Here is a 24,314-nt window from a genome sequence, read left to right as displayed (position 1 = left end):
GCGCAGCTGCATCGCGCGCTCCTTGTGTCGTCATTCAAACCGTTGATTTCATGAATTTGACAGCAATTCGAGCGTACTTTCCCGGACGCGACGCGGAAATCTCGCGTCTCGAGCAACTGGCGGATGCCGATAGGCCGCCGGTCGTCACCGTGCTGGGGAAGTTCAACCACGGCAAGAGCTCCTTGCTGAACGAGCTGATCGGCGAAAGCGTGTTCGCCGTATCCGATGCGCGACAGACCACGCAACTGGACGCGCTCGAGCAAGACGGCGTGCGCTGGCTCGACGCGCCGGGCCTCGATGCCGACGTTATGTCCGAAGACGATCGCCTCGCGCTGAGCGGTACGTGGGAAGTGGCCGACATTCGCCTGTTCGTCCACTCGGTTCGGGAGGGCGAACTCGATGGCAGCGAACAAGCGCTGGTCACCGACCTTGCCGCCGACGCCACGCATTCGGGGCGCGCGGCGCTGGTCGTGCTGACCCAGATCGACCAAGTGGACGAAGCCACGCTCGCCAACGTGGAGCGCATCGTGCGCGACCAGGTCGGCGCGCTGGAGGTCTTTCCCGTCTCGGCAACGCGCTACAAGCGCGGGCGCGAGGACGGCAAGCATCTGATGATCGAAAAGAGCGGCATGCGCGCGCTGAAGAGCCGGATCACGCAAGTCGCCGCCCACGTCCATGCGGCGCGCGCCGGCGAGTTGCTGACGTGCTGCAATGTGCTGCGCGGTCATCTCGTAATTGCAGATGCCGCGCTTCGTGACCGGCTGGCCATGCTGAAGCTGGATCGAAACCAGATGATTGCGGAATTCAAGCGCGAATTCTGGCGGCTTGAAGCCGACGTTTACAAAAAATTCAGCGAGGTATGACCATGGCCTTCTTCTCGACATTGACGGATTTGCTCGAATCGGCGCTGGAATCCGTCGCCGACGGCATCAACAGGATCGCGGACGCCATTCCTTCGCCTTCCGACTCCTCGTCGTCGAACCGCATCGTATCCACGTCGGCGCGCGACGCGCTGCGACTCGCCGCCGAAAAGGAGTCGGCCATCGCGTTCAAGAGCTTTTTCCAGAAACACCGGATGACGATTCCCGATGCGCAAATCGATGCGCTGGTTCGCGCGTGCTCGGCCAGTCCGGATGCCGGCGTCTACGCGGCGTTCGAACGTCGCTTCGAAGACACGGCGAAGATGTGTGCGAATCGCGACTCGATCGACGTCGTCAAGACGGAAATCGACCGTCTGGAAGACGTCGCTCGGACGTTGCGCGCGCTCTCGTCGAAGAGCGAAGCGGCGCTGGCTGCCGCGCCGGAAACAGGCGACGCGCGATCCGCCCACGCGTGAGCGTACCGCATGCGAACAACGAATAGCCAAGGTGGCCTGGAAGTGAAAGAAATCGCGAAACCGCAAACCCAGGAAGCATGCTTTGTCCGCGAACTGGAAAAGTTCGAGCACGTCGCCCGTGCGATGAAGGACGATCTCGTCAAACTCGACGGGTGGTCGTCAAGGCTGGCGCGCCGGCTGGAGATGGAGCCTGCCGAGGCGCGCGGACTCAAGCAGGGCAGTGCGCTGACCGGACAGGTCGAGGAACTGCGCAAGCGGATCGCGGAATGCGTTGCAGGCTGGGCACGCGATCGGGACAGCAGCGCGCCGATGAGGCGTCTGAGCGAAGCCTTCGGCGACAAGGCCGTCCTGCTGGTGTTCGGCAAAGTCAATGCCGGGAAGAGTTCGTTCTGCAATTTCCTTGGCGAACGCTTCAGGCACCACGGAGAACGGGTCCAGTATTTCTACCTCGTAGCCGACGCGATTGTCGACGCTCCGGGGCCGTTCGTCGAAGCGGCAACGGAAGCCACCGCCCGCATTCAGGGCGTCAAGCTCGGGGAAAAGCTGATCTTGCTCGATACGCCGGGATTGCATTCGGTCACGAAGGAAAACGGCGACCTGACGAAGCGGTTCACGGACAGCGCCGACGCGGTACTGTGGCTCACCAGTTCCACGTCGCCCGGCCAGGTGCAGGAGCTCGACGCGCTGAGCGCGGAGTTGAAGAGCCGCAAGCCGCTTGTCCCGGTCATCACCAAAAGCGACGTCACGGACGAAGACGAGGTTGACGGCGCAATCGTCAAGGTTCTGCGGAACAAGTCGGCGCAAAACCGTGCGTTGCAGGAAAGCGACGTGCTCGAGCGCGCGCGGACGAAGCTCCATCAGTCGGAGATGGACGTCGAATTGGTTCGCAGGCCGGTGTCGGTCTCGGCCCATGTCGTTCGCTCAAGCGGCGATCCGGATGCGGCGCTCGACGAAGCGGGCTTTCAGCGCCTCTACGAGGAATTGCGTGCAACCTTGAAGAAAGCCGCGAAGTACAAGGAGCGCAAGGCCGTCGAGCTGACGATCAATCACCTCGAAAGAAACGTGGCCGGCTCGCTGCAGAAGGAGATTCGCCCGTATCTCGACACGGTGAAGAACACGGCGCATGACGCCGTCCAGGCGCTCGACAAGAACGGCCCGCACATTGCGGCACGCGTCGTGGACGAGGTCCTCGGCGAACTGCCCGGCCTGCTCGAGCGCCACAAGCAGCGTCGCGACGCGCAAGCGGTGTACCAGGAACTCTCAGCACTGAGCCGGAACGCCATCGACGAACACCTGGCGCGCGAGCTCGAGGAGTACGCGGGCGAGATCAACGCGGCACTGCTCGCGATGAGCGACGGGCAATATGGTGGCTTCGACGATGTCAGCGAGGAATACGAGGAAACCAGAGGCCGCTGGAAGAAAGCGGCCGCTGCGGGCGCGGCCGGCGCAGCAGGCGCAGCGCTCGGCGCCGTGCTCGGCTCGATCCTGCTTCCCGGCCTCGGAACCTTCGCGGGCGTCGGCGTGGGCGAAGCCGTCGGCGGCCTGTTGGCCGGCGCGGCGAGCACGTTCCTCGGCGAGAAGGGGGGTGACTACCTCGTCGACACCGAGCGCAAGCGCGTAACCGTCGGCGTGAGCTACGAGCGATTGCATGCCGCGATCGAACAGGACTTGCGCAAGCGCCTGCCGAGCGCGGTCACTGCATATGTGGAAAGCTGCAAGGCGTCGATCGAATTGATGATGCGGGAAGTCGAGCGCGTCGCTCAGGTCGTATCCGCCAGCGAACGTGAACTGGAAGCGTTGAAAGAGGAGATTGCACATGAATCCGTTTGAACAATACAAGACGCTGCTCGACGAGGCACTCCCGTTGGCGCAGCGATACATGCCGGGTGCGCAAGCCATTGCCGCCGACTGGCACGCGCGGATCGACGAGCGGAAGATTCACGTCATGCTGTTCGGCGCGTACAACGCAGGCAAGAGCACGCTGATCAACTCGCTGGTCGGGCGCGAAGTCGCGAAGGTCGGAGACGTTCCCACGACCGATGAGGTGCATGTCCATGACTGGGATGGCCATGTACTGCTCGATACGCCCGGGATCAACGCGCCCATCGAGCACGAAGCGATCAGCCTCGCACAGCTCGAGCGCACCGACCTGATCGTATTCGTGCTGCGCCAGGAGGACCAGGATTCGAGCGACATCATGGGCCGGATCTTCGACCTGCTGGAACGGAAGCGGCCGCTTTTCATCGTGCTCAACTATGAGGACGGCACCCCCGGGCACATCGAGGAGGTTCAGGCGCGTTTCGCAAAAGCGATGCTGAACCATGCCGAGCAGCGGGGATTCGACACGCAGCGTCTCGATGCGATCCCCACGATTCTGATGAACGTCAAATCGGCTTGCCGCGCGCGGCTCGAAAACAAGGCGGTGTTGCTCGAGCACGCGCGCTTCGATGTGTTCATGCTCCGGTTCCGGCAGTGGCTCGTCGATTACGACGGGGAGAGGAAACTGCTGCAGCAGATCCATGAAGGCCTGGACCGTTCGCTTTTGAAGCCCGTTGCCGACGCGATCGACAAGGAGGCGCCCGCGCAAACCGACATGCGTGCGGTCGATGCGCAGATCGACCACGTCACACGCGAATTCAGGCTGCTGACGAATGCGGCTTCGAACAAGATCCGCAGCGAGCTGACGCTGAAGCGTCCGGCGATCGGCGACGCCATTGCGCGCGGCGGATCGAACGACGCCATTCTCGCCATGTTGACGCAGGTCGCCGAATCGGTAAGCGAGACGATACAGACGTGGCTGCAACAGGAGCTCAAGCGCAACATCAAAGGCCGGATCGGCGCTGCGCTGGCCGCCGACGGGCTCCAGTATCCGCTCGCGGAAAACGAATGCGGTGGAGAGTTCACCGGCAAGATGCTCGACGCCGCGCTCGGCAGGTTGCGCGGCGTCCACCAGGACGAAATCAAGACGCTGCTGGAATTCGGGCGCAAATTGAAGATTCCCGGGCTCAAGGGGCGCTGGTCGAAGACGCTCGGCTCATGGGCGAACAAAGCCGCACCGGTGATTCAGCTGGCCGCGGTCGCGATCGATGTCGCACGCGAATATCACGGCGAAGAGCGTGACAACCAGAGCCGGCACGATCGGGCGCTGCAACGCGGCCAATGGATCGAGGAGGCGTGCTCGCAGCTCCATTCGGGGCTGATCGAAAGCGTCGACGAAGTCATCGCGCTCGCCTTGCACGAGCAGTTGCAACCGCTACAGACGAAGCGGGACGAATTGCGGTCGAGGGCCGGTGGGCTGGAACGGGATCGCAGCGACTGGGCCGCGCGCGTGACCGCCTTCGCGGCCATCGGGTTTTAGTCCGGCCGGTTTGCGGCATCGCATCGCCCCGTGCATCGTGACACGAAATGTCGCGATGCACGGCTATCCTCCGAACGGACTCAACGAAGCACGCATGCACACCCACGGAGCATCCATCATGCTGAACAACAATTCACCGCTCGAGAGCCTTGCCGCATTTGCGATCACGTTTGCGGTCGGCGTCCTTTCCACGGTTGCGTTGGGCAAGTACATCGAGAAAGTACGCCGGGACGCCGTGAACGCCGCGAACGGCGCATCGCACCCGGCCTGACCGCCTAGTTGGGGTTCGCGCCATGCCGATTCCCGTTTCCCCGATCAGGATAACGTGCCGCACGTGCGGCTGGCACTGCGTGGTGAGGCCGCGCAGCGACGTGGTCATCGTTCCGCCCGAATGTCCGGCATGCGGTAGAGCCGCCCTGGATCTGCGCCCGGCGGGTCCGCTCGATGCACCGTGTGCACTGCTCGATCACGTGCTGCGTCGCCTGAAGGGCTTGCTTCGCGCGAAGCGTTGATGCGACGCGCTCAAGAATTCGCGTCGCCGGCCGATATACCGTGATCGACCCTTTGCGAGCAACGCTTACCCATCATGTCCGATCTCGATCGCGAAATCATGCGCGCGTTGCCCGACGCGGCGACGCACAACGACTACATCAGCACCCCCGACATTCACCGCTGGCTGTCGCGGACCGCGCTGGACACGCCAACCGTCAGGACGATCAACCGGCGCCTCGCAAAACTCGAGCGCGACGGGCTCGTCGAAGTGCTCGAACGCGGCACGGCGCTTGTGTGGCGCAAGAAGGCGGGCGCGAGCGGCATGGCCGCGAAGGCGGGCTCGATGATGACGTTCGACGAGGCGCTCGCGCTGCAGACGTTGCGGCGCTTTTCGTCGCGCCAGATTCCGGAGCTGGTGGCCGAATCGCTGTCGTCGATGTTCGACGTCGCGGAGGCACGGCTGAAGCGGACGAGCAATGAAACCGAGCGGCGCTATTCGCGCTGGGCGAGCAAGGTCGCGGTCGAAAGCGGCGGCTTCTCGCTGCATTACCCGGTGATCGACCGGGAACTGTTCGCAATCGTGTCGCGCGCGCTCTTTGAAGAGCGCAAGCTCGAAATCGTCTACCGCCCGCGTCACAACACCGACAACGACCGGGCCAGGATCATTCTCCCGCTCGGGTTCGTGGAGGTGGGCGGGCTCGTATACCTGGTGGGCGGCACCCCGGGCAAGACCGAACCGACGATGTACCGCATGGACCGCTTCACGCGTGCCAGCGCGCTGCTCGAAACTTTCGACTATCCGCCGACCTTTTCGCTCGATGCCTATGTGAAGCAACAGCGTCGCTTCGACTTCATGGTCGAGAAGGAGGTGATGCTCAAGCTGAAGTTCGTCGAAGGTGCGGGCGAGCATCTACTCGAAGCACCGATGTCGAAAGATCAGGCGCATACGCGCGACGGCAACGCGCTTTTCGTCAAGGGCACGGTGCTGTTGAGCCAGCGGTTGCGGTGGTGGTTGCGCTCGTTCGGGCCGAACGTCGAGGTACTTGCGCCCGCCGGCTTGCGTGCCGAGTTCGTGCGGGAGGCGAGCGAGCTTGCGCGTATGTACGGCAAGCCGGCCGATGCAAGCCGCGCCGACGCAGCGGAGCGGCCGGAGTGACCGCTTGACGCGCGAAGCCATTCAGGCCATGTCCAGATCGCGCGAGATCAGGCGCATTAGCGTGCGCCGCACCGGCGGCTGCGTCTGCCGCTGCGGCGCTGCGCACGCCGCGATCAATCGGCCGAGCCTTGCAAGCGCTGCGGCCGGCGGCAATGCCCCGGCGGCGACCCAGTGTCCGACGCGCTCTGCCGGCATCTGATCCGAATCGCCGATCAGAAGTGCGAGCTCCGTGCCGCACGCCGCGAGCGATTGCCTGAGCGCATAGTTCGCACCGATGCCGTTCCAGCAGAACTCGCCGCGCGCTGCCGGCGCCGGCCTGACGACGTGGACCACGATATCCGCGCCGGGCGCCCGTCGATCGGTCGCGATCTCCCACGCGATAGCCCGATCCAGCGTGGGCAGTGCGTTGATCCACGACTGGACGATGCAGGCATCGAATCCCCACGGGCGCAATGCGAGACGCAGCGCTGCGGAATCGTTGCGGTGGCAACGAGCGAGTCGCGCCAGGTCGGCGCGCTCGCCGCTCGCCGGTTTCGTCATGCGGGTATTCACGTGTGCATCTCCTGTTCCTGAATCTGACGGACAGTGTGCGACGTGCTTGCGACATACCCTGTCGCGAATCACGCAATCGCTTTCCGCTCGTTGCGACACGGGGCCGTCGGCGGGACACGAATTGTCTCGTTGCCGGCCTATCGTTCTTGCCGACGGAGGCGCCGACTCGACGCTTTCATGCAAGCCCGAACAACGCGACAGGGGATACCAGATGGCAATCGAATATTTGCGCGACGACCACTTCCGGATCATCGGCACGATCGAGGCTGCATCGGACGGCAAGCAGATTGCGCGCGATGCGCGTCACAAACGAGTCGGCGAATACGATCCGAAGGCGGACCGGACGCGCGACGACCGCTACCGGATCGTCGGCGTCGGAAATCAGCTTGCGGCGCTGATCTGGCGGGCGCACGAATAGAAGTGACCGGCACATGTCCTGACGACAGGCGAGCGCGACCCGCGTTAAAGAATCCGCGCCGCGTGCCGTCAATTCGTTCGCAGCGCTCCGAACGCGCTCCATCGCAGTGCACCGGCCTTCGGCCGCCAATGGGGGCCGCTGAAGCCGCAGGTGCGTCGAAGGACGCACGCTGCACGCCCCAATTCAAGACCACGCGTCATTCGCGAACGGACCGTGGCCACGCGCCGCTCACGTCGGCCACGCCGTTCGCCAGCGCTCATGGAGCCATCCTTGATGTCGAATATCATTTCCCCGGCGCTGATGCTGATCCACGGGAATCGATCCGAGCAGCTTCGCGACCTGCTCGTCGAATGGATCAAGCACTATCCACTCGCCCCGCTCGAGAGTGAGACGATTCTCGTCCAGAGCAACGGCATCGCGCAATGGCTGAAGCTCGCGCTGGCCGCCGACCGCGATCCGGCAACTGGCGAGGGCGGTTGCGGGATCGCCGCCGCGCTCGACGTTTCGTTGCCGTCGCGCTTCGTGTGGCAGGCGTATCGCGCCGTGCTCGGTGCAGAATCGGTTGCGGAAGTGTCGCCGTTCGACAAGTCGCGACTCGTCTGGCGCCTGATGCGTATGTTGCCCGCGCTGGCAGCCCGGCCGGCGTTCGAGCCGCTCAGGCGCTTCATCAGCGACGACGACGATCGGCGCAAGCGGTTCCAGCTCGCCGAGCGCCTTGCCGACCTGTTCGACCAGTACCAGATGTATCGCGCCGACTGGCTGGCGCGTTGGGCGGACGGCGACGCGGTCGTGCTCGATGCACGCGGCGGCGAGCAGCCGTTGCCCGACGAGCAGCGCTGGCAGGCCGCGCTGTGGCACGAACTGGTGGCCGACGTGGCGGGCAGCGACGCGTCCCGGGAGATTTCGTCGAGAGGCGGGCGGGCTGCGGTGCACGAAGCGTTCATGCGCCGGATCGCCGCCTGGGACGACGACCGCGGGCCGGTGGGCATTCCGCGGCGCATCGTGATCTTCGGCATTTCGAGCCTGCCGCACCAGTTGCTGGAAGCGCTGGCCGCACTCGCGCGCTGGAGCCAAGTGATGATGTGCGTGGCCAATCCATGCGCCCACTACTGGGCCGACATCGTGCCAGACCGCGACCTGCTGGGCCGGCGTCAGCCGCGTCAGCAACGGCGAACCGGGATGCCCGCCGAACTCGACCTCGACACGCTCCACTTGCACGCCCATCCGCTTCTGGCGTCGTGGGGCAAGCAGGGGCGCGACTTCATCGGCCTGCTCGACGCGTTCGACAACGCCGATGCGCGCGAGCATTACGGTTCGAAATTCGCGCGCATCGGCCAGCGCATCGACCTGTTCGAGTCGCGCGGCGCATCGACGCTGCTGCAGCAGTTGCAGGACGATATCCGCGATCTGCGTCCGCTGCGCGAGACGCAGGAGACGTGGCCGGACGTCGATCCGGCGACGGACGGATCGATTCGCTTTCACGTCGCGCACAGCGCGCAGCGCGAAGTCGAAATCCTGCACGACCAGCTGCTCGCGGCATTCAACGCGGACCCGAGCCTGCGGCCGCAGGACGTCGTCGTCGTGGTGCCAGACATCGAAGCCTACGCGCCGCACGTGCAGGCCGTCTTCGGCCTGGTCGACCGGAGCGACCCGCGCTACATCCCGTTCAGCGTGGCCGACCGCGAACAGCGCAAAGCCGATCCGCTCATCGGTGCACTCGAGATGCTGCTCGGCTTGCCGAACGCGCGCCTTGCCGTCAGCGATCTGCTCGATCTGCTCGACGTGCCGGCGCTGCGCAAGCGCTTCGGTATCGACGAAACCGACCTGCCAAAGCTGCGTGCGTGGATCCGCGGCGCAAACATCCGATGGGGTTTGCACGCGCAGCAGCGCGCGAGCCTCGGCTTGCCGCTCGACGAGCAGGCCGCCGCGCCCCATACCTGGGCGTTCGGCCTGCGGCGGATGCTGCTCGGTTATGCCGTCGGCAGCGAGGCGGGCGCCTGGCACGACATCGAACCGTTCGACGAGGTGGGCGGACTCGACGCGGCGCTGCTCGGCCCGCTGGTCCGGCTGATCGATGCGCTCGACCACGCGTGGCGCTCGCTCGCCGAGCCTGCGAAGGCGCCGGACTGGTGCGAGCGGCTGCGGAATCTGAAGCAGACGTTCTTCAGCGCGCACGACAGTGAAGACGCGTATACGCTCGCGCGCCTCGACAACGTGTTGCAGGCCTGGCTCGACGCATGCACCGAGGCTCGACTGACCGACGTGCTGCCGCTGTCCGTCGTCAGCGATCATTGGCTGAGCCAGCTGGATGAGGGCGGGCTCTCGCAGCGCTTCTTCGCCGGCGCGGTGACGTTCGCAACCTTGATGCCCATGCGCGCGATTCCGTTCCGTCGCGTGTGCCTGCTCGGCATGAACGACGGGGACTATCCGCGTGCGCGCGTGCCGATGGATTTCGACCTGATGCGACTGCATTACCGGCCGGGCGACCGGTCGCGCCGCGAGGACGACCGGTATCTCCTGCTCGAGGCGCTGCTGTCGGCGCGAGACCATCTTCATGTGTCGTGGGTCGGGCGCAGCATTACCGATAACGGCGTGCGCCCGCCGTCGGTTCTGATCGGCCAGTTGCGCGACCATCTCGCTGCCGGGTGGCGCCTCGCGGGTGCGAGCGGTGCGGGGCCTGACGCACTCGTCAAGGCGCTGACGGTCGAGCATCCGTTGCAACCGTTCAGCGTCGCGTATTTCCCGCCCGACACGAATGATGCGGCGGCGCTCTTCACGTATGCCGCCGAATGGCGCGACGAACCGCGCGCGTGCCGCGATCCCGCGCCGCCGGCCGCGACGCACGTGCCGGCAATCGTCCGCGACGATCCATTGTCGCTTCGCGAACTCGCGGAGTTCCTGGCGAAACCGGTCAAGACGTTTTTTAGTCAGCGACTGCGCGTGGCGCTCGACGTCGACGAGACTGCCGTCGACGACGAAGAGCCGTTCGAGCTCGATTCGCTCGACGCCTGGAAACTGCAGGACGAGCTGATCGGCGTGCAGGCCGCGCACATGCACGACGACGACGCGCTCGTGGCCGCACGCGACGCGCGCATGGCCGCCATCCGCCGGCGGGGCGACGTCGTGCCGGGCGGCTTCGGCGATCTCGCGAGCGCAGCATTGCTTGAGCCGATGGACGAACTGTTCGCCGCATACCGCAAGCAACTCGCGCGATGGCCCGTTGCCATCGACGGCGAATGCGAGGTCGCATTTCAGATCGCTGGGGAAAGCCGGGTGCCCGGCCTGAGCGACTGGCTCGGTCAATGGCGCGAGGACAGCGAAGGCCGGCGTGCGCGACTGGTGCTCGAGACGAGTGCGCTCGTCGAGAAGGGCGCGTACCGATATCACAAGCTGGTCGGCCATTGGGTCCGGCATCTGGCGGCCAACCTCGCGGGGCGGCACGTAACGACCGTGATCGTCAGCAAGAAGGGCATCGTCGAATTGCGACCGCTCGCCGGCGGCGACACCGAAGCGCATCTCACGGCGTTGCTGCAGGTGTGGGACGCAGGGATGCGCGAGCCGCTGCCGGTCGCGGTGGAGTCGGCTTTCGCATGGCTGGTCCGGCGCTTCGGCAAGGACGGCAACGGTGCGGCGCCGGAGGACACGCGCGCGGCCGCCGAAAAGGCCGCACGTTCGAAATACGCGGGCGATGCGTACAACAAGGGCGAAGTTGCCAAGAGCGCGAGCCTCGGCCGCGCATTTCCGGATTTCGATGCGCTATGCGCGGACGGCCGGTTCGAGGCGCTTGCCGAGTCCTTGCTGTTGCCGCTGTTGCGCGCCATCGTCAGAAGCGACACGAAAGAACCAAAGAAAGACGCGAAGCAGGACAAGGCCGCACCCGACGCGGCGGGAGTCGACGAATGAATGCAACGATGCCAGCCCCGAACGCGACGAACGCGACGAATGCGCCGCAGCCGCTCGACCCGCTGCGCTTTCCGCTGTCCGGCCGCAGTTTGATCGAGGCCAGCGCCGGCACCGGCAAGACCTTTACGATCGCGATGCTGTATGTTCGCCTCGTGCTTGGACATGAACCGCCGGGTGCGCGCGCGGAGCCGTTGACGCCGCCCGAGATTCTCGTCGTGACGTTCACGGATGCGGCGACCAAGGAGCTGCGCGACCGGATCCGTGCGCGGCTGAACGAAGCCGCAGCGTGCTTCCAGGTCGAGGCCGATGCGGTGACGCCGCAAGGTGCCGGCGAAACGGACCTGCTCCACGCGCTGCGCAGCGACTATCCGCCCTCGGACTGGCCGGCATGTGCGCGCAGGCTGCAACTGGCAGCCGAGTGGATGGACGACGCGGCCGTATCGACGATCCACGGCTGGTGCAACCGCATGCTGCGAGAACACGCGTTCGACAGCGACAGCCGGTTCAGCCAGGCGCTCGAAACGGACCAGACGGAACTGTTGGCCGAGGTCGTGCGAGACTACTGGCGCACGTTCATGACGCCTCTCGGCGCGACCGACGCAGCCGCCGTCGCCAAGTGGATTCCCGGTCCCGGAGCGCTGCAGGCGCAGTTGCGCAACCTGCTCGCACTTGCGTCGCAGTTGCCTGCGGCTGCCGCGCCCGACGTAGCGCTGGCGGCGTTGCGCAACGAACGCGCTCGCAGCCTCGCACAGCTGAAGGCACCGTGGCATGCATGGCCCGACCAGATGGCGAACGTGCTGGATGCCGCGCGAGACGACGGGCATTTCAGGCCCAGGAACCTGCGCAAGGGCGATTGTGATCGCTGGATCGACGCGCTGCGGCGTTGGGCCGGCGATTCGTCGAGCGAGGAGCCGTCGCTGATGAGCGGTTGGGAAAAGCTGACGCCGGACGGACTCGCGGACGCATGTGAACCAGGCGCGCCGGTTCCCGCGCATCCCGGATTCGTCGCGCTCGAGACGCTGCGCGACGAACTCGCCGCGCTGCCGACGGCCCACGCCGCCTTGCTGTCACATGCCGCGCAATGGGTGGCCGCACGCTTTGCGGCCGAACAAGCCCGCCGCGCGCAAATTGGCTTCGACGACCTGCTGACGCGCCTCGACGCCGCGCTGCGCGGCCCGAACGGCGAACGTCTCGCCGACGTCATTCGCAAGCAGTTTCCGGTCGCGCTGATCGACGAATTTCAGGATACCGATCCCGTTCAGTACCGCATCTTCGATGCCGTGTACCGTGCAGATACAGCCAATGCATGGCGCGCGCTCATCCTGATCGGCGATCCGAAGCAGGCCATCTACGCGTTTCGCGGTGCGGATATCCACACGTATCTCGCGGCACGGCGTTCGTGCGACGGTCGGCTCCATACGCTGGCGAAAAACTTCCGCTCGAGCCGTGCGATGGTCGACGCGACGAACCACTGCTTCGCCGTCGCGGAGGCAAGCGCCGGCGAAGGCGCATTCCTGTTCCGCCGCAGCGGCGACAACCCTGTCCCGTTCTCCGCCGTCAGCGCGCAAGGGCGCGCCGAGGTGTTCGTCGTGAACGGCGCCGCGCCGCCGGCGTTGACCGCCTGGTGGCTGCCGCCCGCCGACGACGGCAAGCCGACGACCAAGGCCGCGTACCTGGAATCAATCGCGGCGAGCTGCGCGACGGAGATGGTGCGCCTGCTCAACCTCGGCCAACGTGGCGACACGGGGTTTGCCGGCAAGGACGGACTGCAACCGCTGCGGCCTGCCGACATCGCCGTGCTCGTCAACAATCGCGGCGAGGCCGACGCGATCCGCGGCGCACTGGCGGCGCGCAATGTGCGCTCAGTCTACCTGTCCGACCGGAGTTCCGTGTTCCAGTGCGCGCAGGCCGCAGAGCTGCAACACTGGCTGGCCGCCTGTGCGGATCCCGACGATGGCCGGCTCGTGCGTACGGCGCTCTCAACAGCCACGCTCGGGCTCGGCTGGGCGGAGCTCGACGCGCGCTTCGGCAGCGAGATCGCGTGGGAGGCGTGCGTGCTGCAGTTCCGCGGCTATCACGAATGCTGGCGGCGTCAGGGCGTACTGCCGATGCTGCGCCGGTTCCTGAACGATTTTGGTGTTCCCGCACGCCTGCTCGGCACACACGCGGACGGCCGCCAGGGCGTGCCGGGCGGCGAGCGAAGCCTGACGGATCTGCTGCACCTGGCCGAGCTGCTGCAGCAGGCGAGCGCGATGATCGACGGCCTGCACGGCCAGATCCGTTATCTCGCCGACCAGCGTGCGGCATCGGAAGACAGCGATGCCGGTAGCGACGCGGTCCAGACCCGTCTCGAGAGCGACGGGGACCTCGTCAAGATCGTGACGATCCACAAGTCGAAGGGGCTCGAATATCCGCTCGTGTTCCTGCCGTTCGCATGCGCACACAGGCCGGCGAAGGCGACGGACTTGCCGCTCAAATGGCACGACGAGAACGACGAATTGCGCATCTCGCTCGACGGCGGGCGTGGCGCGCTGGAGCAGGTCGATCGCGAACGCCTCGGCGAGGATCTGCGCAAGCTCTACGTCGCGTTGACCCGCGCCCGTCATGCGACGTGGATCGGCATGGCACCGCTCGAGGCGCTCGAGCGCACGGCGATCGGCTACCTGATCGGCGGGACGCAGCCGCTCGCGGCCGGCGGGCTCGAAGATCTCCTGCAGACGGCGTTCGGCGCTTGCGAGAACATCGCCGTCGTTCCTGCGCCGGAGCCGGGCGGCGAACGGTACACGCCGCGCATCGACGAAGCGCGCCGCGGCGCCGCCAGGCAGTCGGCACGCGTGGTGCGCGAACCGTGGTGGATCGCGAGCTATTCGAGCCTCAGGACGGCCGGGAAGAACCATCGTGAGCTTGCCGCGCCGGACACGCCGGGCGAAGACGGATTCAACGAGGCGAGCGCCGCCGAGCACGACGTCGACCAGGAGCCGGCGGCGGAAACACCGCGCCATGCGCCGATGCCGGATGCGAACGCCAGCACGCTGCACGATTTCCCGCGCGGATCGGAGCAGGGCAGCTTCCTGCACGATCTGCTCGAATGGGCTGCGGCGCATGGATTCGCGCGCATCGCCGCCGATCGCGACGCGCTGCGGGAAGTGGTGGCGCGGCGATGCAGCGTGCGCGGCTGGCAGAGCTGGATCGATCCATTGACCGATTGGGTCATGCAGATCGTGTCGACGCCGCTCGTCTTGAGGGGCGGGCACGGGATCGAGCCGACGTCGATCGAGCTGGCGGCGCTTGCGACGACGGTCGGTGAAATGGAGTTCTGGTTCGCGGCGAAGCACGTCGATACGGCGGCGCTCGACCGGCTCGTGTGCGCACGCACGCTGGACGGGGCCGAGCGTCCGCCGCTCGATCCCGCGACGCTGAACGGGATGCTGAAGGGCTTCATGGATCTCGTGTTCGAGCACGAGGGCCGCTATTACGTTGCCGACTACAAGTCGAACTGGTTGGGCGCCGACGACACGGGCTATACGGCCGAGAAGATCCGCGCGCAGATGCTGCGTTCGCGCTACGAGCTGCAATACGTGCTGTATCTACTCGCGCTGCATCGCCTGCTCAAGGCGCGGCTGCCGGACTACGACTATGACAAACATGTCGGCGGAGCGATCTACCTGTTTCTGCGCGGCCTGAACGCGCCGACGCAGGGCATATTCGCCGAGAAGCCGCCGCGCGAGCTGATCGAACGGCTGGACGCGCTCTTCGCGGGCGCCGCCCACATCCAACCTCCTGAAACGGAAGCCCAATGAACGCAACGTTTTCCGATGCGCCCGGTGCGGCGCGCCACCACCCGGCATCCCGCGAGCAGATGGAGCGGTTGCTCGCCGAATGGGTCGCATGCGGCTGGTTGCGTGAAGTCGATGCCGCGTTCGCGCGGTTCCTGGCGAGCGAGGCGCCGGATGCGCACGCGCTGCTGCTGCTTGCCGCCGCGCTTGCGAGCCACCAGCTGGGGCGCGGTCACGCATGCCTCGATCTGCAAGCGACGCTCGCCGATCCGGCCTTCGTGCTGTCGCTGCCACCCGATGGTCCTGCGCCGCGCGACGCCGATGCGCCCGTCATGTTGCCGTCGCACGTGCTGACCGGCGTCACGGTCGCGCACTGGCAAGCCGCGCTGGGCCACGGCGATCTCGTCGGCGACGGCGCGGGTGCGACACCGTTGGTGCTGACGGGTACGCGCCTGTATTTGCGCCGCTACTGGCAGTATGAGCAGCTCGTGTGCGACGCGCTCGACGAACGCCTCGCCAGGTCGGTGGAACTCGCCGATGCGGTACCCGCCGACCGGCTTCGCGATGCGCTTCGCACCCTGTTCCCGCTTCGTCACACGCGCGCCGAACCGGCAGGCGAGCGGCATCCCGACTGGCAGAAGCTCGCATGCGCGCTCGCTGCGCGCAGCGCGTTCAGCGTGATCACGGGCGGCCCCGGCACGGGCAAGACGACCACGGTGGTCAAGCTGCTCGCGTTGCTGCAGTCGCTCGCGCTGATGGCCGGCGGCGACGGGCGAGCGCTGCGCATCCGTCTCGCGGCGCCAACCGGCAAGGCTGCCGCGCGCCTCAACGAGTCGATCGCGGGTGCGGTCGCGCAACTGCCGTTCGACGATTTCCCGCAAGGGGCATCGGTGCGCGCGGCTATTCCGGTATCCGTGACGACGCTGCATCGCCTGCTCGGCACGCGCCCCGACTCGCGGCGTTTCCGGCATCACGCAGGCAATCCGTTGTCGCTTGACGTGCTCGTGATCGACGAAGCGTCGATGGTCGACCTCGAAATGATGCATGCGGTGCTCTCGGCGCTGCCGGCGCGGGCGCGGCTGATCCTGCTCGGCGACAAGGACCAGCTCGCGTCGGTGGAGGCCGGTGCCGTGCTCGGCGAGCTGTGCCAGCGTGCGCGCGCGGGGCATTACACGCCGCAGACGCAAGCATGGCTGCAGCAGGTGACGGGCGAGCAGGTCGGCGCGGCGCTCGTCGATCCGGCCGGCAGCGCGCTCGACCAGTCGATCGCGATGCTGCGTTTCAGCCACCGGTTTTCGGCGGAAAGCGGAATCGGCAAGCTGGCCGAAGCCGTCAACATGGGCGAGCCGGCAGAGGTCGCCCGCGTATGGGCGCACGGCTACGCCGATCTCGCGCTGCTCGACTGCTCGGAGAAGCCCGACGCGGTGCTCGGCGCGCTGGTCGTGGACGGTGTCGCGGACGACGACGTCGAGCGCGAATCAGCGGACGGGCAGGCGCGGCGCGGCTATCGCCACTACTTGCAGACACTTCGCCGGGAACAGCCGCCTTCCGGTGCGGACCAGGCCGGCTTCGACCGGTGGGCGAACGCGGTGCTCGATGCGCACGGCGAATTCCAGCTCCTGTGCGCGTTGCGCCGCGGCCCGTGGGGCGTCGACGGACTGAATCGGCGCGTCGAGCGCCTGCTTCATGCGGCGAACCTGATTGCGCCCACCGGCGAATGGTATCTGGGGCGGCCGGTGCTCGTCACGCGCAACGACTACGAACTCGGCCTGATGAACGGCGACATCGGCATCACACTCGCGCTTCCCGCGCCGGATGGCGAGATGCGCCTGCGTGTCGCGTTTGCGGCCGGCGACGGCTCGGGGCGGATCAAGTGGGTGCTGCCGAGCCGCCTGCAGGCCGTCGAGACCGTGTTCGCGCTGACCGTGCACAAATCGCAAGGCTCGGAGTTTGCCCACGCGGCGCTGGTGCTGCCCGACACGCTGAGCCCCGTGCTCACGCGAGAGCTGGTGTATACGGGCATCACGCGCGCGCGCCGGTTCCTGACGATCGCAAGCGCGGGCGGGCGGGCGATCATCGAGCAGGCGGTGCAGATGCGCGTGTTGCGCGCGAGCGGCTTGTCGGCCGGATTCGATGCGCGGTGAGTACCATCCCCATCGTTGAGAACAGGAATTCGATGGATCGCACTGCATTTCTCGAGCAACGCCCGGTAGCGGAGTTCGTGACCTGGCTCGTCGAGCATCTGCCGACACTGCCCGTGCGGCTGCGTTTTGCCGGCAGCAGGTTTGTTCCGGGCGGGCTCGATGTTCAGGTGAACGGCATCGAAGACGTGCTCGCGCATTACTGCTGGCGCAGCGCGTGGATCGATCCGGACACGGGGCGACCGATCGACTCGCACAATTGGGAAACGACGCGCGCGTCGCTCCAGCGGTTGAGCATCATGCTGCGCGCGAGCGTTGCCGGCGGCGACGACGGGCGAGCCGGCGCAGCGGCGTGCGAAGTGTTGCGTTGGGGCGGCGTCTCCAGCGCGATTCCGTTCATCCGGTCGAAAGTTCGGCAACGCACGTTCTGCACGTACCTGCAGTCGCTCGCGCCGCTGTTCGCGCTCGATGGTTCACAGAAGACCGACGACTTGCACGCACGCAACATCGAGCGTTTCGACTCCGGAATGACGAAGGTGCATGCGGTGTACGACACGACCGGATCGCCGATCTACGACAGCCGCGTCGGCGCGGCCCTGGCGATGCTCTACGAGCTGTTCCGGCGCGATGCCGAACGCACCGGCATTCGACACGATCTTCTCGGCTTCCCGTCGGGACAAGCGCGCGGGGCCCAGATTCGCGATCCGGGGGAGCTTGGTTTTGCGAGGGCACCGCAGTTCTATACGAATCAGGTGCCGCGAGCGTGGTGGGCGCGCTGGCAAGTGCGCGCAGGCTGGATCATCCGTGCGGTGCTCGAGCAGACTACGTTGTTCACAGAAGAGCCGCACGTAGGCGGCACGCCCCCGATCCAGACGCGGTGTCACGCGTTCGAGGCCGCGCTCTTCATGATCGGGTATGACATTCGGAGCCTGGCTGGTGGCGGCGGCATCGTCGTTCCTGACGACGCATCGATGGCGCCCGGCGAAGGGGGGAACTGGGTGCCATCGGGTCATCCGTTCAGCCGTGTGCTGAGCATTTATCGCGCATATCGCGAAACCGAGCCAGCGAATTCCAATGCCGAGGACTTCGAGCAGTGGCTCGGAGCACCGGAACACGCCGCGCGATACGACGCGTTCAGACAGAATTTCCGGAACTACTGTTACCCGTTCGATGAGCGGGAATTCGATCTGCATGTTCGCTCGCTCAAGGAGATTCAGTCGATCGAGAACGGTAGCGAGCATGGCTTGCGCGCAGCGAACAATGGCGAGCCTGAGTTCGTCGCAGGCGCCGAGCGAGTCCAGGTTTGCTTTGTTTGCGCGGGACTGGCTGGGTATTGCATGTTGATTGAAACAACCCCAGACGCGCGCAAGCAACGCCTGATCAAGAAAGGATTCGCGGGCACGAACAACTCGGCGGGCACGCTGATGTCCGTTGGACGGGGTGTCGGCCGGCATTTTGGGTTGCTGGACAACCGGAACCGTCCGACGGCACGATTCTTCAGTTTCTTCGGTGAGGGTTTCGACGACTTTCGCGACCGGTTGGGCGTCGATCGCTACTAGGGTCCGCGCAGATCGGCTGCGCCGCATCGGGACGGAAAATGTCCCGATGCGGTGGCAAGATTGCGTCACTCCATTCCACCGAGAAACGCCATGCCGAGCATGATCGAGCATATCGACGCGATCGCGCGCCGCAAAGCGCGCGATACGCTTTTCGTCTCGTTCTTCGACGACCCGGCGGGCGAGCGCTCGCCATACCGCTGGCAGGCGCATCCGGCGCGAGCGGCGCTTGTCGCATGGCTCGACGCGAACGGCATCGCGTGGACGCCGTGCGGCGAGGTCGCGGACGAGCGCGTCATGCGCAGCTATGGCGGATCGATCTACATCGACTTGCCATTCGACCGCGATGACGCGACTTACCGCGCGCTCGAAGCGTTTCTCGAACATCCGGACGGTTCGCTGCGCTTCCCGCACATGCGCTTCCTCGTGATCGACCTCGACTACGCACGCAAGAACGCCCACCACGACGAACCCGGATTTTGGGATCGCTGGGCGGACAATTTCTGACCGGGGCACAGACCATGAACGAATACGACGGTATCCGCCGCGCGGTGGACTGGATCGCCGACGCGGACGGCATCGTGATCGCGGCGGGTGCAGGCATGAGCGTGGATTCCGGCCTGCCGGATTTTCGCGGCACGGGCGGGCTCTGGACTTCGCTTCTGCCTGCGGGGATGAGCGAACGCGACGTCGACTCGTTGACCCAAGGCGACTGCTTCGTCGACAGGCCCGTCGATGCATGGCGATTCTACGGGCGCGCGCTTCAGGTATGCCGGCACGCGAGTCCTCATGCCGGCTACGCGATGCTGCGGCGTTGGACGCTGCGTGCGCGTCATGGCGCGTTCGTATTCACGAGCAACGTCGACGGCCATTTCCGGTCCGCGGGCTTCGACGAGGACAGGGTGCTCGAATGCCACGGCACGATCAACTTCATGCAATGCGGCGAACCGTGCGGCGACGCGATCTGGTCAACCGGCACGCTGATGGACGACGTCGACATCGATACGCTCGAGGCGCCCGATTTGCCACGCTGTGATGCGTGTGGCGGTCTCGCTCGACCGAACTTCCTGATGTTCGACGATCGGCGCTGGATCGGCACGCGAACGTCGCGCCAATGGGCGTGCATGCAGGAATGGCTCGGCTCGGTTGCGCGGCCGGTCGTGATCGAAGTGGGTGCCGGAACCGCCGTTCCAAGCGTGCGGGTGTTTGCCGAATCCCTGCGCGGGCCGCTGATCCGTGTCAACCTCGACGCTAGCGATGTCAAGGCCAATGGCGTCGGAGTCGGCATTCGTGGACGGGCGCTCGATGTGCTGAGCGCGATCGACGACGCGATGCGTGACGCCTGATCGATCGCGACGAGCGGCACGCAAGCGCGCCTTGATCAGCGGCAGGGCGGCGATGTGGTTGAGATCTAAACGCGCCTAAACCGCATACTTTCCCTCCGCGCGCCCTCGAAGAGGTAATTGCGTCTTCCGATGGCTACCGCGCGCGCGCTCGACCGACGGGTTGTCGATCGCCAGTCGGCCGTCGTCGCAATAGTGTGTGAGCGCCTCCCGCCGGTTCAGGGCGTACTGGATCGCTCGACTCGTGTCAGATTTGCGCGAGAGTACCTCCAGCGTGGCGGTCAGCCACGCGTGGAGATGATCGAGTAAGGGACGGGCTTGCGCCTGTCGATACGCCCGGCGTTCGTCGGGTGGTTTGCCCCGGATCTGCTCTTCGACCTTGTAGAGCGCGCCGATACGTTCCAGTGCCTCGGTATTCAAGGCATTCGGGCGCGCTGCATGCAATTCGTAGAACTGCCGCCGAGCATGGGCCCAGCACGCAGCTTCAGCAACCCGTCCCGTTTCGTAGATCGCCTGGTAGCCGCGGTACGCATCGCCGTGCAACGTCCCGTTGAACGATGCAAGATGCTGCTGCGGGTGGATGCCCCTGCGGTCCGGCGTATAGGCAAACCAGACGGCCGGCGGAGTGGCGTCGCCCGACGCCCGGTCGTCACGCACGTACACCCCCACAGGCGTCCGGCATTGGTCTTGCCGTTGCCTGGCGCGAGCACCGGCACGGGCGTATCGTCGGCATGTAGCTTCGTCGCCGCCATGACGTGGCGACGAAGCGCGTCGACGAGCGGTTGCAGCAACGCCGCACTGCGACCAACCCACTTCGCCAGCAACGAGCGATCCAGATCGACGCCTTCACGCGCATAGATCGCCGACTGTCGGTAAAGCGGCAGGTGATCTGCGAACTTCGAGACCAGTACGTGAGCTAGCAGTCCCGGGCCGGCCATACCTCGCTCGATGGGACGACTCGGCGCAGCAGCCTGGGCGATGTGATCGCAGCATGAACACGCCGGCTTCGGCCGCACATGGCGGATGACCCGGAAGCTCGCCGGCGCTTATTCGAGTTGTTCGGCGACGTCCTCGCCAAGCTGCTTCATCGGCGCACCGCATACCGTGCAGGTTTCACGTGATTCGGGCCAATGGGTCTGGATCTCCCGCGGAAGGTGGTCCGGCAACGGCTTGCGTCGTACCTGTTCCGGTGCCGTGCGCGGCGTCCTGGGGATCTCGATGGGGGCAGCGCCTTCGTCAGCCTCGAGCTCTTCCAGGCGCAGTTCGAGCTGTTTGATCTGGCGGTCCAGCTTCTCCGAGCGGCGACCGGACTGCATGCGGCGCAGCTTTGCGATCAGCAGCCTAGCCCGCTAAAGCGCAGCAAAATAAAGGGGCCCCCTACAAAGCCCTCCTGCACACTCTAGCGGAGCTTCAGCACGCGGTCATTGAGATCACGATTGATCGAGTCCAGTCGAGTTGCATCCGTCTTTGCAGACAGTGCTGAACGGGCTTTTCGACCAAGGAAGTAGGCGATGCGCTCGGCATTGGCGCCGGAAGGATGGGGCAGGCCGTGCAGGATTCGGTCTGCTGGCATCACGCCACGACTGGCGAGCCAGTCCAGTCCTTCGCTGACCCTCGGCCCCAGCGGCACGAAAACGGCCTTGCTCAAGGTCTTGGCTTCCTCCGCAAAATGCGCCTCGATCTGCTGCTGCAGGAACGGGGTGCGCACCATGCCGGGCGTGCCGTTGTAGTTCGTGCCGTCGACGAACACCGGGTGGCGCAGGATCGACGTGGTCTGCACCAGATGGGCTGAAGCGCCAAACAGTTGGTCGCAGCTGGCCAGACCCAGCCAGCGGTGCAGGCCGATATGGTCAAGCAGCGCAATCAGGTTTGGCCGCATCGCACCACTGAACGCCCCGGTGCGCTTCGCGGCAAGATGAGCGGCGTCCATCGATGCCCCGGTAGCGAGCTGACGTTGTGCCTCACGCATCGCGTTTTTCCACTGCGTGAATCCCGGGGTGATCCCGACCAGCACCAGGCGCGCAGTCGTATTCAGATAGTCGAATGGGATGTAGTGGCTCGTCAGCGCACCGTCACGCCCCAGCGTAAAAGTGGCCGGGATATCGGCCGGCTTGCTGATGCGATCGAGGTCGAGTGTCTGGATGGTGGAAGCAAAATGGGCGAAGCGGTTGTTGTGTTTCATGGTCTCTCGCGTAATGTGTAATGGGAAACAGCCCAGTGTTTGATCTGTTGGGTGCGGTGGGCGGCGGTCACGATCGTGCCTTCGGCGCCGGTCACCGCGTAACAGTCGAGGTGGGCTTCGAGCAGGGAGGCCAGCTGGCCGGCATACGACCGCAGCCGACGCCGGGCGGGTTTGTCCAAGTAGTGCTTGGTGGTGCCATCACCGGATTTCTCGGTGACGCCGAACTCCAGCAGCAGATCGACGACAAGCGGCGCGATACCGCGTTGCTGCAGGCGAATGGCTGCGTGCTTGCTCAGATCCAGGATTCTCATAAGCACTCTTTTGTAAAAGTCGCTTCCGTAAGGTTGGAGTTTGATGGTCAGCCTCAGTCTTGTTTGTTGTCCGGTTGCTGGCTCAATGCTTTCAGCTCGCGCTCTACCTCGGCGAGTCGGGCCAATGTGGCCGCTTCACGGGCGCGTAGTACCAGCCATGGGGCAGGTAGTTCGAGCAGTTCGGCAAGCGTGGTCATGAACACCGCATCGTCGAAGCGGTCGATGACATCGAATGCGAGGTACTGGCCATCGTGGCCTTTTTCCAACTGGACCCCGGCAGCGAGAAGCGCAGTGTCGAGCGTATTGGTCTCAAGACGGGCGAGAAGTGATTTGCGCCGCTGATCGAGCGCCTCCAACAGATCATGACGATCTTTGAAGCGGCGTTTCTGGAGGTCAACGTCGCCGGCGCTCCAGTAACGCACGACCGGAATGTAGCGATCCTTGGCCTGCAACCAGGCTTTGGCGACATCGCGGGTGATGCGCGTACCTTCGGGGGTGGTGTATGTCTGAAGCGGCGTGGCGCGCTTGGGATTGGCGGCGGCCCGAACACTCATCTCTTCCATATTGGCGAGTAGCGCCAGCTGCCCAACGGTCAGGCTATCAAGATCGTTTCGCTCTTCCTTCTTGCCGCGACGGCGAGAGAAGTAGGAAAACCCTTCGCCGTTTTCCAGAATGTGGCGGGCGTTCGCCAGTTCCGTGACTTGAAGGCAACGGTTGGCGCTCTCGCTGATGAATGTGCCTCCGCCACCTACATACGAATCCCATTGTTCCGCGATATGCCCATCGGCGGCGTCCATCAGCAGATCGGCGATCCACATGTACTTGCTTTCATAGGTCATCGTCTCAACGCTGGCATCGAGCCTGCCGTGAATGGCGAATCCGTAGAGCACTTCCATGCAACGAGCGAGGGCGGTGTGGCGAATGTGCTCGTACGTCAGCTCGATGTCGGCTGCTGTGTTATCGGGATTGAAAAGCTCGGTGGCTCTGATTCCCAATTCGATCTGCGGCAGGCGCCACTCGTAGTTAAACTCATCCGCGCCAATGACTCGGGCGATGGTTCGCATGTAATGGGCGAACACCGTGGTGATGTCACCGCGGATCGTATCGAGGGGGTACTTTGTGGCTAGCTGCTGCTCGAAGCTGGGGTTTGCGGCCAGTCCAATGTTGCCGTTGTTCATATAGTGCATATGGTTGATATCGATGCGGCGAATTCTAATGCACCCACCCCGGATGTCAAGCATCGATATGCACGATATGCACACAATGTGTTTATTGGATTATGTCCTTTATCCCATATAGAAGGAGACCGCATGATGGCCCGTTCCTCTGTCGTGATCGAACGCGGCATCGCCCGCCTGCAGGAACGGATCGACGCGCTCAAGGCATTCGACTTCCAGGTTCCCAGTAATGGGATCAAGCCTGAGCTGGCTGCACTGTCGGCGGCGATCGAGGACACGCTCGAGCGATGTTTCGGCAAGGACACGCCGGCCTATCGGCGCTACAGGCCAGCGAGCACGCTGAGACCGATACAGCCTGAAAGCTACCGCGACGAATTCTATTTCCGGCAGGAAGCCCGGGAACATGTCGAGCGTTCCGTCGCCCTTCTGCAGGACGCGCAGCGGGCACTTCGCGAGGATCTGGAGGATGCTGAACATGCCGCCCCTCAACCGGTCGTGCCGGCGACGCCGCTATCCCGGCGGGTGTTCGTGATTCTCTGGATCAGTTCGCCCAGGCACGCGCGTCGTGCCCGTGGCTGGTAGACCTTCGGCGGCCGCTGCCGGCGCGGCACC

20 protein-coding genes and 1 pseudogene are annotated in these 24,314 nt (G+C 65.2%); 14 read left to right on the top strand and 7 right to left on the bottom strand.

Annotated elements, in window-relative coordinates; genetic code table 11:
• Window positions 1-50 precede the first annotated feature (50 nt).
• Window positions 51-863 (top strand): GTP-binding protein, encoded by an 813-nt coding sequence (locus tag DIE02_RS33180; RefSeq protein WP_011880309.1) that lies wholly within the window; start codon window positions 51-53, stop codon window positions 861-863.
• Here DIE02_RS33180 and DIE02_RS33175 read toward each other — a convergent pair.
• The gene (locus tag DIE02_RS33175; RefSeq protein WP_124530238.1) at window positions 850-1,053 is read right to left on the bottom strand and encodes a hypothetical protein; all 204 of its coding nucleotides are present in this window, start codon (window positions 1,051-1,053) and stop codon (window positions 850-852) included. The two genes, DIE02_RS33180 and DIE02_RS33175, sit on opposite strands and share 14 nt — an antisense overlap.
• Window positions 1,054-1,075: 22 nt before the next feature.
• On the opposite strand from DIE02_RS33175, the gene DIE02_RS33170 reads away from it, so the two are divergent.
• The 5 genes from DIE02_RS33170 to DIE02_RS33155 all read left to right on the top strand — a co-directional run bounded on the left by DIE02_RS33170 (window position 1,076) and on the right by DIE02_RS33155 (window position 6,342).
• Window positions 1,076-1,336: a hypothetical protein gene (locus DIE02_RS33170; RefSeq protein WP_124530237.1), complete on the top strand. Its 261-nt coding sequence runs from the start codon at window positions 1,076-1,078 to the stop codon at window positions 1,334-1,336.
• Window positions 1,337-1,378: 42 nt separating this feature from the next.
• Window positions 1,379-3,166, top strand: a complete 1,788-nt coding sequence (locus tag DIE02_RS33165) for a dynamin family protein (protein WP_185702679.1) — start codon at window positions 1,379-1,381, stop codon at window positions 3,164-3,166.
• On the top strand, window positions 3,153-4,694 hold the full coding sequence (locus DIE02_RS33160) for a GTPase (RefSeq protein ID WP_124530235.1): 1,542 nt from the start codon (window positions 3,153-3,155) through the stop codon (window positions 4,692-4,694). The genes DIE02_RS33165 and DIE02_RS33160 overlap by 14 nt, the downstream gene beginning before the upstream one ends.
• Before the next feature lie 118 nt (window positions 4,695-4,812).
• Window positions 4,813-4,965, top strand: a complete 153-nt coding sequence (locus DIE02_RS35745) for a hypothetical protein (RefSeq protein WP_165487683.1) — start codon at window positions 4,813-4,815, stop codon at window positions 4,963-4,965.
• A gap of 315 nt (window positions 4,966-5,280) precedes the next feature.
• Window positions 5,281-6,342, top strand: coding sequence for a YafY family protein (locus DIE02_RS33155; RefSeq protein ID WP_124530234.1), 1,062 nt, complete (start codon window positions 5,281-5,283; stop codon window positions 6,340-6,342).
• 21 nt (window positions 6,343-6,363) lie between these two features.
• Here DIE02_RS33155 and DIE02_RS33150 read toward each other — a convergent pair whose 3' ends face one another.
• Window positions 6,364-6,894 carry a hypothetical protein gene (locus DIE02_RS33150; RefSeq protein WP_260441549.1) on the bottom strand — a complete coding sequence of 177 codons (531 nt, stop codon included), beginning with the start codon at window positions 6,892-6,894 and terminating at the stop codon, window positions 6,364-6,366.
• A gap of 46 nt (window positions 6,895-6,940) precedes the next feature.
• Between DIE02_RS33150 and DIE02_RS36260 the strand changes: the two genes are divergently transcribed.
• The 7 genes from DIE02_RS36260 to DIE02_RS33115 all read left to right on the top strand — a co-directional run bounded on the left by DIE02_RS36260 (window position 6,941) and on the right by DIE02_RS33115 (window position 20,034).
• On the top strand, window positions 6,941-7,312 hold the full coding sequence (locus DIE02_RS36260) for a hypothetical protein (RefSeq protein ID WP_260441548.1): 372 nt from the start codon (window positions 6,941-6,943) through the stop codon (window positions 7,310-7,312).
• Between the two features lie 273 nt (window positions 7,313-7,585).
• The gene (gene recC, locus DIE02_RS33140) at window positions 7,586-11,215 is read left to right on the top strand and encodes an exodeoxyribonuclease V subunit gamma (RefSeq protein WP_124530233.1); all 3,630 of its coding nucleotides are present in this window, start codon (window positions 7,586-7,588) and stop codon (window positions 11,213-11,215) included.
• 8 nt (window positions 11,216-11,223) lie between these two features.
• Window positions 11,224-15,015 (top strand): exodeoxyribonuclease V subunit beta, encoded by a 3,792-nt coding sequence (recB, locus tag DIE02_RS33135; protein ID WP_260441547.1) that lies wholly within the window; start codon window positions 11,224-11,226, stop codon window positions 15,013-15,015.
• On the top strand, window positions 15,012-17,135 hold the full coding sequence (recD, locus tag DIE02_RS33130) for an exodeoxyribonuclease V subunit alpha (RefSeq protein ID WP_124530231.1): 2,124 nt from the start codon (window positions 15,012-15,014) through the stop codon (window positions 17,133-17,135). The genes recB and recD overlap by 4 nt, the downstream gene beginning before the upstream one ends.
• A gap of 32 nt (window positions 17,136-17,167) precedes the next feature.
• On the top strand, window positions 17,168-18,691 hold the full coding sequence (locus DIE02_RS33125; RefSeq protein WP_124530230.1) for a hypothetical protein: 1,524 nt from the start codon (window positions 17,168-17,170) through the stop codon (window positions 18,689-18,691).
• A 90-nt stretch (window positions 18,692-18,781) separates the two neighbouring features.
• Entirely contained in the window at window positions 18,782-19,195 is a 414-nt protein-coding gene (locus tag DIE02_RS33120) for a hypothetical protein (RefSeq protein WP_124530229.1), read from the top strand.
• A gap of 14 nt (window positions 19,196-19,209) precedes the next feature.
• Complete coding sequence (locus tag DIE02_RS33115; RefSeq protein WP_124530228.1) at window positions 19,210-20,034, top strand: Sir2 family NAD-dependent protein deacetylase; 825 nt, start codon at window positions 19,210-19,212, stop codon at window positions 20,032-20,034.
• Window positions 20,035-20,109: 75 nt separating this feature from the next.
• Here the strand turns inward: DIE02_RS33115 and tnpC are convergent.
• The 5 genes and pseudogenes from tnpC to DIE02_RS33095 all read right to left on the bottom strand — a co-directional run bounded on the left by tnpC (window position 20,110) and on the right by DIE02_RS33095 (window position 23,702).
• Window positions 20,110-20,969 (bottom strand): annotated as a pseudogene (gene tnpC / locus DIE02_RS33110) (IS66 family transposase).
• Window positions 20,970-21,077: 108 nt separating this feature from the next.
• Complete coding sequence (locus tag DIE02_RS36255; RefSeq protein ID WP_409364378.1) at window positions 21,078-21,365, bottom strand: hypothetical protein; 288 nt, start codon at window positions 21,363-21,365, stop codon at window positions 21,078-21,080.
• A 65-nt stretch (window positions 21,366-21,430) separates the two neighbouring features.
• Window positions 21,431-22,213 (bottom strand): hypothetical protein, encoded by a 783-nt coding sequence (locus tag DIE02_RS33105; RefSeq protein WP_124530227.1) that lies wholly within the window; start codon window positions 22,211-22,213, stop codon window positions 21,431-21,433.
• Window positions 22,210-22,524: a hypothetical protein gene (locus tag DIE02_RS33100; protein ID WP_043292655.1), complete on the bottom strand. Its 315-nt coding sequence runs from the start codon at window positions 22,522-22,524 to the stop codon at window positions 22,210-22,212. The genes DIE02_RS33105 and DIE02_RS33100 overlap by 4 nt, the downstream gene beginning before the upstream one ends.
• Window positions 22,525-22,577: 53 nt before the next feature.
• Window positions 22,578-23,702, bottom strand: coding sequence for a hypothetical protein (locus DIE02_RS33095; protein WP_124530226.1), 1,125 nt, complete (start codon window positions 23,700-23,702; stop codon window positions 22,578-22,580).
• A gap of 132 nt (window positions 23,703-23,834) precedes the next feature.
• Between DIE02_RS33095 and DIE02_RS33090 the strand changes: the two genes are divergently transcribed.
• Window positions 23,835-24,284, top strand: coding sequence for a hypothetical protein (locus DIE02_RS33090; RefSeq protein WP_185702678.1), 450 nt, complete (start codon window positions 23,835-23,837; stop codon window positions 24,282-24,284).
• Window positions 24,285-24,314 lie beyond the last annotated feature (30 nt).

The organism is Burkholderia sp. Bp8991, from assembly GCF_003853795.1.
In the GTDB taxonomy this organism is placed as follows: Bacteria; Pseudomonadota; Gammaproteobacteria; order Burkholderiales; family Burkholderiaceae; genus Burkholderia.
The sequence above is the reverse complement of the archived record's forward strand: the minus strand, read 5'-3'. Positions and strand labels throughout refer to the sequence as shown.